Source organism: Psittacicella gerlachiana (assembly GCF_003585965.1).
In the GTDB taxonomy this organism is placed as follows: Bacteria; Pseudomonadota; Gammaproteobacteria; order Enterobacterales; family Psittacicellaceae; genus Psittacicella; species Psittacicella gerlachiana.
Window position 1 is genome coordinate 1 of sequence record NZ_NRJF01000067.1, and the last position, 9,456, is coordinate 9,456.

General features: G+C 33.9%; 6 protein-coding genes. 1 reads left to right on the forward strand and 5 read right to left on the reverse strand.

Annotated features, from left to right (window positions below):
- The first annotated feature begins 170 nt into the window (after window positions 1-170).
- Window positions 171-788: a hypothetical protein gene (locus tag CKF59_RS02835; protein WP_119534473.1), complete on the forward strand. Its 618-nt coding sequence runs from the start codon at window positions 171-173 to the stop codon at window positions 786-788.
- A 191-nt stretch (window positions 789-979) separates the two neighbouring features.
- Here CKF59_RS02835 and CKF59_RS02840 read toward each other — a convergent pair whose 3' ends face one another.
- The 5 genes from CKF59_RS02840 to CKF59_RS02860 all read right to left on the reverse strand — a co-directional run bounded on the left by CKF59_RS02840 (window position 980) and on the right by CKF59_RS02860 (window position 9,233).
- Window positions 980-1,933, reverse strand: a complete 954-nt coding sequence (locus CKF59_RS02840) for a DNA cytosine methyltransferase (RefSeq protein ID WP_119534474.1) — start codon at window positions 1,931-1,933, stop codon at window positions 980-982.
- Between the two features lie 42 nt (window positions 1,934-1,975).
- Complete coding sequence (locus tag CKF59_RS02845; RefSeq protein WP_119534475.1) at window positions 1,976-3,283, reverse strand: phospholipase D-like domain-containing protein; 1,308 nt, start codon at window positions 3,281-3,283, stop codon at window positions 1,976-1,978.
- 204 nt (window positions 3,284-3,487) lie between these two features.
- Window positions 3,488-4,792, reverse strand: coding sequence for a transcription termination factor Rho (rho, locus tag CKF59_RS02850; RefSeq protein WP_222985532.1), 1,305 nt, complete (start codon window positions 4,790-4,792; stop codon window positions 3,488-3,490).
- A gap of 459 nt (window positions 4,793-5,251) precedes the next feature.
- Complete coding sequence (locus CKF59_RS02855; protein WP_119534477.1) at window positions 5,252-5,941, reverse strand: HAD-IA family hydrolase; 690 nt, start codon at window positions 5,939-5,941, stop codon at window positions 5,252-5,254.
- 1,114 nt (window positions 5,942-7,055) lie between these two features.
- The gene (locus CKF59_RS02860) at window positions 7,056-9,233 is read right to left on the reverse strand and encodes an NAD(P)H-dependent oxidoreductase (protein ID WP_119534478.1); all 2,178 of its coding nucleotides are present in this window, start codon (window positions 9,231-9,233) and stop codon (window positions 7,056-7,058) included.
- Window positions 9,234-9,456 lie beyond the last annotated feature (223 nt).

The window sequence follows — 9,456 nt, forward strand, 5'->3', positions numbered from 1 at the left end:
AAGGTAATGAGTAAGGACTAAACTTAAGGTATAAAGATACTTAATTTATTGTTAGATTTAAGATTTTAACTTTTGTTAATTGAGGAGAGATATTTTTTATTCTAAGTGCATATTTTTTGGTAAAATATTGCAACTTATGAATAAAGATTTATCTCTCTTTTAATAATTTTATGCTAAAACAAAGATTATTTATTATCCTTAGTTGTTTATTAAGTTTAATGGTTTTAAGTGCTTGTACACCTAAAAAGACTATAAATGTTGAACAAGCACAAGAATTTGCCAAAGTGTATAAAGAACAGCTTCTCACTTGGCGTGCGGGATACTTAATTCTTTCGGTAACTGGATTAGATCCTGAAAAACAAGCTACCCCTTTGGCATCGGCAAATGCCATTCTTGATCGTTATGTAAAAGGATTTTACATTGCTTTAAACTCTAATTCAAAAGCAGAGTTTAAAGATGGAGAGTTTATTGCTCCTCATTTTGCAAAGTTTAAGTTTGCTGCTCAAATTTGTCAAATCGCACAAACTAATCCAGAAGAAATGAATAAGATCACCCAAAATACTGTAGGGGTTGAAGATTTTTGTCGAGATACTGTCTTCTATTACCGTTTAATGGTCGAGAGTTTTACTTCTGATCAAGTTGCTTCTTTAAATGCTTGGTCAATGCAACGTTTAATCTCAAAAGAGCATTGGGTAAAAATCCAAGATGGTGACTATGGATTTACTTATGCTTTACCAACGGTTGCAGATTTAACGAATAGTAATCTTGAACCTTATGTAAGTAAATAAGAAATCTGAATTTAAATTTACGTTAAGAGCTTACCTCAAATAAGGTAAGCTCTTAGTCTATGTAATTCTTTAAAGCCTCCTAATTTTAGGAGGCTTAAAGAATTAATTAACAAGTATAATCGCAAGAGTAATAACGAGCATAAACTCAGTTGCTCATCGCTTTATATAGCTGTGCATCTCAAATCTATAGTTTAAGCAAGAGCAAGTTTAATTTGCTCGGCAATTCTGCGAATTACCGGAACAACTACACTATTTCCTGCTTGTTTATATAGACTTGCGTTGCTTAAAGGAGGGAGAACAAATTCTTGAGGATATCCTTGGAAATTAAAGCATTCACGAGGAGTTAACTTTCTAATTCCTTGTGGAGTTCCTTTGACATTGAGTAAAGGAACATTATGTCCTCCTGTTCCCATGTTAGCCGTAAGGGTAGGACACAGGTTGTTTTTATTTTCTCTCACATACTGACGACGCCATTGATATAGGGTCGAGGCGTCTTTAATGCTTTCGACTAGTTTAGGGAAAAACGGAGTTTTCTCAGTATAAAAATACTTTTGCTCTATAGTTGCTTCATCTTGGAGCAGATCCTGAATTTTAGTGGTTAAGGGGATTTTTTCTGGGAAAGTAAATTTTTCCATTAAAGCTCGATCTTTAAAGCAAACAATATAAATACGTTCACGGTTTTGCGGAATATTGCCATATTCGCAAGCATTCATTACTTGATACTTAAGATGGTAACCGTGAGCAATTAGAGATTGCTCAATAATGGCAAAAGTTTTACCTTGATCATGGCTCACAAGGTTTTTTACATTTTCTAAGAAAATAATTTTTGGTTGTTTGGCTGCAAAAATTCTTTCTAATTCAAAGTAGAGATCGCCTCTACCTTTATCTTCGAAACCTTTTCTATAGCCAGCAATTGAAAAAGCTTGGCAAGGAAATCCTGCCAACATAATATCAAAGTCAGGAATCTCTGAGGTAGGGACATCGAGAATACTACGATGATCCATAAAAGCTTTGCTATTAGCTTTAAAGGTTTCAACGGCGTATTTATCGATTTCATTGGCATAGATAATTTCAAAACCTGCTTGCTCAAAACCTAGGTCGATACCACCTACACCTGCAAAAAATGAGGCACACGTTAGTTTCATATGTCTTTCATCTTATGATCTAAGATTTTGTATTCTATTGAATTATGAGTAATATGATTCTATTTCTTGTTCTCTAAACTTAGGAACTTTTAAAATTTTCTTTTCAGCTTTTAATTCTAAAATCTGATGTTTATGCTTTAGTTTCCACTTTTCATACTCTAAGAAGTCTGCAACATCAACTTTAAAATTATTATTGTCGATTTTAGAAATTTTAATCGAATCTATTTCCTTGTTATCGATAAGTTCTCGAGTTAGAGCTTGGTAAGCTTCTAAACCAAAGATGTTATAGAGTAACCATTTTCCTAAGATAGATTGTGGATTGGTTTGTAAAGCTTTACCATTGTCTTGAGTTACTTTTGCAATAATAATTTCTCCGTCAGGTAAGTGTAAGTTGAATTTAGACTTACTTCTTTCCTCTCGGTTTAAAGCATCAAAACCAAAAAAGTTTGGGTATAGCTTGTGGATATAAATTGGAATCGGGGCGTAGGCTTCATAAGCTGGTCTAGGGGTATTACTCCCTTTGACTTTAGAACTGGCTAGAGAAGCATTAAACGTAGATTTAGGATTAACTTGATAGTCATCGTCATTATATAAAGGAAGCATGATATATTCGTAATCTTGAGAAGCAGAGGATATACTCTTAATATCTTCTTGTATTGAGATGACTTTATCTAAAATAGTAAAAGGATCCTTATAGACTTCAACAGGGACTGAAGCAATTCTTTGATGCTTTGAAGTATCGAAAGTTTTAAATAGGGTGCTTTTACTTATATTAAAGAGATAGCGATTTTTGCCATCAAAAAATGAGATAGAGCTGTTCTTCTTTTCTATATTTTGAATGTTATGAATATCTATTTTTTCATAAGGGCATTCGACAATATAGAAACAACCATTATCTCTAGTGATTATATGATAAATATCAATCTCACTATTATATAATCTTTTAGCGTCATCAATTCTATTATTTCGTAGTTCCGCCAATCTTAGAACTAAAGCTACGTCATCATTTGAAGCAAAAAGTTTACGTAGTTCTTCACTATCTTTGTTAAACTCGGCTACTTTTTGATTAGATTTATCATGACTATGAATCCAAGTTTTTAAGCCAATACCTATAGTTTGGTTATCGATAGTTGCAATTGCGTCAAAAGCACTATCTTGACGGGTAATTCCTTTTACTTTAAAAGTGTTGATAAAAAATATTTCGTGATTACGATAATGAAGATAAGGTTTATTACCGTTTTCTCCTGTAAGCTCTTTAAAGAGTCCACTTAATGAACCTAAGATTTTAATCTTTTTGATATATTCTTCTTTTTGTAAAGAATTAAGCTTTTTCCATAATATATCTGACATATACTATAAATTTAATTAGAGTTTAATTTTATGTTTTTAATTAGCTCTGAATCTTTAAAATTAAACATTTTTCATTGAGAGTTAATATCTATTTGTAGATACTTAGTGATTGATGTCTCTATTTTAGCAGAATTAAATTTATATTTATGTATTATTTTTCATAAGAATAACGCCTCTGAGAAGAGGCGTTAACTTATTGCTAAACTATTTACCCACAGCTTGCTGAGCTTGCTTAAAAGAGTCAGCTTCAATGTACTCTTTGCGTAAATAATCTAAGAGCTGTTGGTTATTTTCGGTTTCTTCAATTGCACGCATTAAAATCTTCAGACGTTCAATGTCGTTAGGAACATCTGAAAGAATTTGACGCATTTCCCATTGTACATTTACATCATCTTGTGGCACCATGAGGTTTTCTTTACGTGTAGATGATGGTAACACATCAATTGCAGGGAAGATACGACGTTCAGCAATACGACGGCTTAAGTGTAACTCCATGTTACCTGTACCTTTAAACTCTTCATAGATTACATCATCCATTTTTGAACCTGTATCTATGAGAGCGGTAGCGATAATTGTTAAAGAACCACCTTCTTCAACATTACGTGCAGCCCCAAAGAAACGTTTTGGACGGTGGAGAGCATTAGCATCTATACCTCCTGATAGGATTTTTCCTGAAGCTGGAGTTACCGTATTATAAGCACGAGCTAAACGGGTAATTGAATCAAGGAGAATTACTACATCGTGTTTGTGTTCTACAAGACGTTTTGCACGCTCGATTACCATTTCAGCCACTTGAACGTGACGAGAAGCAGGTTCATCGAAAGTTGAAGCTACTACTTCTCCTTTTACCGTACGAATCATTTCCGTAACTTCTTCAGGACGTTCATCGATTAACAGAACAATAATTTTGGTATCTGGATTGTTTTGGCAAATAGAGATGGCAATTGACTTGAGAAGTTCTGTTTTTCCCGCTTTAGGAGGAGCAACAATTAGACCACGTTGCCCTTTACCAATTGGTGCTAAAAAGTCAATTAAACGTGGAGTCACGTTTTCTTGCTCTTTAGTACCTTTACGCTCAAGGGTATAACGTGTATCTGCGTATAATGGAGTTAAGTTCTCAAAAAGAGTTTTGTTTTTTGCTTTCTCGGCTTCTTCGCCGTTAATTTCATCAACTCTTAGCAGAGCAAAGTAGCGTTCACCTTCTTTAGGAGGACGGATTTGTCCCATTACCGTATCACCAGTTCTTAAGTTAAAACGGCGAATTTGGTTTGGAGACACATAAATATCATCAGGACCAGCTAAGTAAGAAAAGTCTGCACTACGTAAAAATCCAAAGCCATCAGCGTGTAACTCAAGTACTCCTGATCCTTTAACTTCAACCCCTTGGTCAGCTTGGTGTTTGAGGACTTTAAAGACAATTTCTTGTTTGGATAAACGGTCTAGTTCAGAGGTGTTCATTCCTAACTCTTCAGCAATATCATAGAGCTGTTTAATAGTTAGAGATTTCATTAATTCTAGACTTGGATTCTTTTTAAGAGTTGCTACTGAAGGTCTTCTAGGCATCAGTGTTCCTTGTTATTTCTATTAATTAAAAAATGAGGTTAAATGTAAACGAAGAGAAATTTGTGTTTTTATAAATACTATCAATGAAAATGCTTTTTCGAGTTAGCTAAGATGAGCCGTTTTGTAGGATAGATTTTTACTTACTCTTTAGGTCTGTGTTGTAATACGAATGGTTGTGTTTGAATTTGAATTTGTTTTGCGAAAAATCTAAATCAGGAAAGAAATAGTTGCAAAAAAAGTAGACTATAAGAAGCTTTTTTACTTCTTCTCTCTATTATATTATAAAAACTTAAGTTTTCAATAAACAGTTTAGAGGATAAAGCTAACTTAAGAGCCTATACTTTAGGCTCGAGAGTTAGCTTTTCCTTTTAATTTTTTATTCTCGTAACTGCAAGGAAATTAGAGTTACGAGCTAATTTTACGTTGAGCAAGAGCTGCTTTGATTTCATCAAGATTTTTGTAATCTTTAGCGAAATACAATTTGTTATTAACTACATCAAAAGCATCCATGCCACAAGCTAAAGCACCTTGAATCCCAAAAGTTCCATCTTCAAATACCAGTGCTTGTTCAGGTTTTAAATTTAAGCTTGCCGCTACTTTGAGCCAAGTTTCAGAATCTGGTTTATGCTTACTTACATCTTCCATCCCAAAAATATGTTCACGCCCAAACATTTGATATAGACCAAATTTACGATCAAGAAGATCAATAAATTTACGGTAAGAACCTGTACCTATACCCATAGCTTTTTTCCCTTTATAAGCACGTGCAAGAGCAAAAGCAGGAAGTTCTTTAGCTGCGTCATACAGGAGTTTATCTACGATATTAATTTTTGTTTGTAGCACTTCTTCGGTAAGACTTGGATCTAAGCCTGCATCTTCAACCATGGCTGCGGCAATAATCTTTGCCGATGAACCCGTAAGACGGTGCATAATGCTTACGTCAAATTCCTTATTGTATAGTTTTCCTGTTTGTTCCCAAGCTAGACCATGAGCTGAAACGGTTTCAAGTAGAGTTCCATCCATATCAAAGATTAGTCCTTGATATTTTTCTAATACTTCAGGAGTTAAAATTTGTGTTATAGGGTTTTGTGTCATAGAGAATCCTTAAAGTTAGAGTTGAGATTGAAAGTTATTGCTATAGGTTCAAGGTTTGGGTATTACCGGTCTTGGAAAAATAAATCTTTTGGATTATAAGGCTTTAAAGAATTATAAATTAGATTATTTCTATCTACTCTTAACTAAAAACAGAATTAAGCTAACTGATTTAGCTTAGAGGTGTAATTGCAATTGCGAAAGTCTTGGTTTTACAACGAAGCTTTAATTAATAAGAACAGGTAATAAACAAAAATTGAAAATGAGTAAGAAATTACTCTAAGAAAAAACAAACAAGGAATGAAAAAGAGATAAATAGGATCTAAGAGTAAAAAGTTAGCTAATCTTATTGTGATTACTCTTAGTTTGAGATCTGCCTATTATACTAAAAATAGCTAGTAAATGCAAGGTAGCTCTGTAGCAGAGGTTAGAGTTATATTATTGGAAATTAAGAGAAAAATGAGGCTAAAGGATAAGGAAAGTTAGAGAGATAGGTGTAAAAAACTGAGATGAGGTAGGATTTTTTACAAAAAGGGAAAAAGATGGTGATTATTTTTTGTGGGGGATTTAATTTTTGCTGTTAGCTTAACTTCTTTCAGTTTATAACCTCATGAAAAAATCTAAATTATATATCATTGGCGTGTGGTTACTCTAGTGATTAATCTTAGATTAGAAAGTGATTGCTCTGAGGATAAAACTGAAGTTGAAAAAAAGACCAAGATGGCTTGGTCTTCTCATTAAAAGAAATATTGTAATTTCTTTATCTAGTTTGATTATAACGATTAGCTAAAAGAACTTTAAACTTTATCTTAAGGTTTTTACTAAGTAAAACTTGCTCGTAAATAAAACCTCAAGTACAAAGCTAATGCTCTTTTAACACTTAAATTATACAAAAAAATGAGTTTTTATGTGATATTTTCCGCAATTTGGGAGTTTTGGAGTTGGCTAATTAAGAATAGTTGTTATTAATTTCCCGAAAAATCAAGGTTTTTATCTTTTATGGAAGCTTAAACTACCGAGATCCTAGAGATTATAGGGAGAATTTGTCGACTAAAAAACTCAACTACCCCAAAAAATACATATAACTATCCCCTCCAAAATTTAGGAGGGGATATAGCTATTCTTCTGTAGAAGTTTCTTCTTCTAAAGCATAAGCTTGCACATATTTGTGAGCTTTAGCTGTTCCTTGATTTACTTTAAAGAAGGTTGCTTGATGTTGTAAGGCAGCTAAGAGCTGACTTCCTTCAAATTCAGGAACTGGATATTGATTTAAGCTCGCAAAGAAGATTACGCGCTCATAGTCTTGAGCTGTTAATACATCTACGGGATAACTACTTGCTCTTAACCAGTTACTTGCACAAAGTTGAGCACTTTGTGGGGTAATGCTTGCTAGATCTCGTACTTTATTGTAACTACGTAATGCTTGCTCTTGCTCTAAACAATAGTGAATATAATCCACACTTGCTTTGCTGAGATGCATTACTAGATCTGGTTGAGATTGTAGAATATCTTGTCCTTGTTCTTCTTTCGGAGTACATTGTCTAAAGTAGGTTCCCCAAAGATAGATGCCACTAAAGTCATTGAGGTTTTCAGGGACGCAGTGAGCTAGTTTGGCAGCTATAGCTTGCGGTGAGTTCCCATCTGCCTCATTGTTGGTTACCGTAAATGGTAATTTAGTTGGATCTAGTAAAGGAATTAACTGTGGACCAAGAGTATTAACAAGAGAAATTTGACGACTAAAACTTAGATTTCCTTTGAGCGAAGTTGCTAAGTAGGTATTACGTTCTTCAAGATACTCGCTTACTCCTTGATAGCAAATGTTTTCGAGATCTTCGAGAGTTTGCTGCGCAATTTGTTCTTGTTCCTGATTTACTTCAGGCTCTAAGTAAGGACAAGGGACAAATGCCGAGTAAGGACGATAAACTACTGGTTGCAGTTTTGCTCCAATAAAACTTGCAAAGTTTGTAAAGAAATCTGTTAGCGTCGTTTTGTAATAGTCGTTTGCTCCCGCTGCTGAGAGGACAAAGAGACGTTTAGCTACAGGGAAGTTACGACTTATAAACTCTTGTGGATTATCGGTATTAAAAGTAACACCTGATCTTACCCAAAAATCGAGGTAGTTTTTGAGTTTAGTTGGAATCGTATGATTGTAGATTGGACAAGCAATCACAATAATATCGGCTTGTAAAAACTCATTTACTAGATTATTGGCTTGAGCTAAAGCTAAGCTTGGGTTAGTTTCAGGGAAGTCTCGAGATAAAGCACTGTTTACTTTATACTGATAGATTCCAATAGCATAGACTTTACTTGCAAGAGCTTCACTTGCTGTACGATTAAAAGAAAAGTCTACATGTTGTTCAAGAATTTCATCCCACGGATGATTATAAGTTGGTAAACGAGCTCGTGTTAACAACTTATGATAAATTTGATTAAACGCTGTGTCACTAACACTTGGATCAAATAAAGCATTGAGATGATGCTTTTCTTGACTTAAAGTATAGTTGCCGTGTACTTCCTGAGCAGGGGTATTTTCTACTCCTTGTGGTTCTCGACCCGCATTAAGCAGTTCAAAGTACATTTGTAGATCTTGTTGCGGAGTGTAAGAAAAACGCTCAAGATTAGTACTTTTGACAATAGGTAAGAGGTTAGCTTGATAAAAAGGTTTAAAGATCTTGCTAACATAATACTCATTAAATTCTTGTTGTAAGCCTGAAGTCGCTTGTTCACTAAACCAGTTAAGCTCATTAAACTTATTAGCAAAAAGACGACGCGTGCTTAAACGTATAGGGTTAAATTGATCGGCAATTTGTACGTGTCCATAAGTGTAGTTAAATGGTAAGGCATCAACATCACGAACTAAGAGTTTTACTTTTGCCGGATCACGTTCGAGCAGTTGATCATAGAATAAACTAAACTCAGCAAGAGTTTGCTTTGTAAAGTCAGTAAGATTAAGATCAAGGGTACGTCCTTGAGCTGCGACTACATCGACAAGGTTATTTAACCCTTGTTCTTGCAAAAACTCTTGTACTTTGGACGTAAAGTCTTCTTTAGTATCAGTATTAGTTAAGATTAATTGCTGATTAAATTTTTCAAGAATGTAAGGAGTAAATTTTTGATAAATTAAGTTAAACTTATCAAGGTTAATATATTGATAAGTAAACGGAGAATATTTGTGAGGAGGATTATAATCCTCAACCGCACTCACAATAGTTTGTAGTGCTTGATTTAACAACCAATCAGTTTGCGAAAAGTTATTTGGTTGTAATGAAGATTTTAAAACTAAAATATTTAACATGTAAATCGCCCTCTATGGGGACCAATCTCATAGATTAGTGAATGAATTAAAACTTTTAAAAGTAGCTCTAACTTTTTAAAAGGAATGAAAGAAAGCAGACTTACTACTTATTGGCAATCATTATATATATTATAACCGTTTAGCCATGAGTTGGCTGAGCTTTATTAATTTTTAGGAATAAATATTTTCTCGTTAAGAGCAATTCTTTTTTACGGTAAAGATT

Coding starts and splice junctions, on each gene's coding strand:
- CKF59_RS02835 (WP_119534473.1), top strand. CDS start 171: ATGCTAAAACAAAGATTATTTATTATCCTTAGTTGTTTATTAAGTTTA.
- CKF59_RS02855 (WP_119534477.1), bottom strand. CDS start 5,941: ATGACACAAAACCCTATAACACAAATTTTAACTCCTGAAGTATTAGAA.
- CKF59_RS02860 (WP_119534478.1), bottom strand. CDS start 9,233: ATGTTAAATATTTTAGTTTTAAAATCTTCATTACAACCAAATAACTTT.
- rho (WP_222985532.1), bottom strand. CDS start 4,792: ATGAAATCTCTAACTATTAAACAGCTCTATGATATTGCTGAAGAGTTA.
- CKF59_RS02840 (WP_119534474.1), bottom strand. CDS start 1,933: ATGAAACTAACGTGTGCCTCATTTTTTGCAGGTGTAGGTGGTATCGAC.
- CKF59_RS02845 (WP_119534475.1), bottom strand. CDS start 3,283: ATGTCAGATATATTATGGAAAAAGCTTAATTCTTTACAAAAAGAAGAA.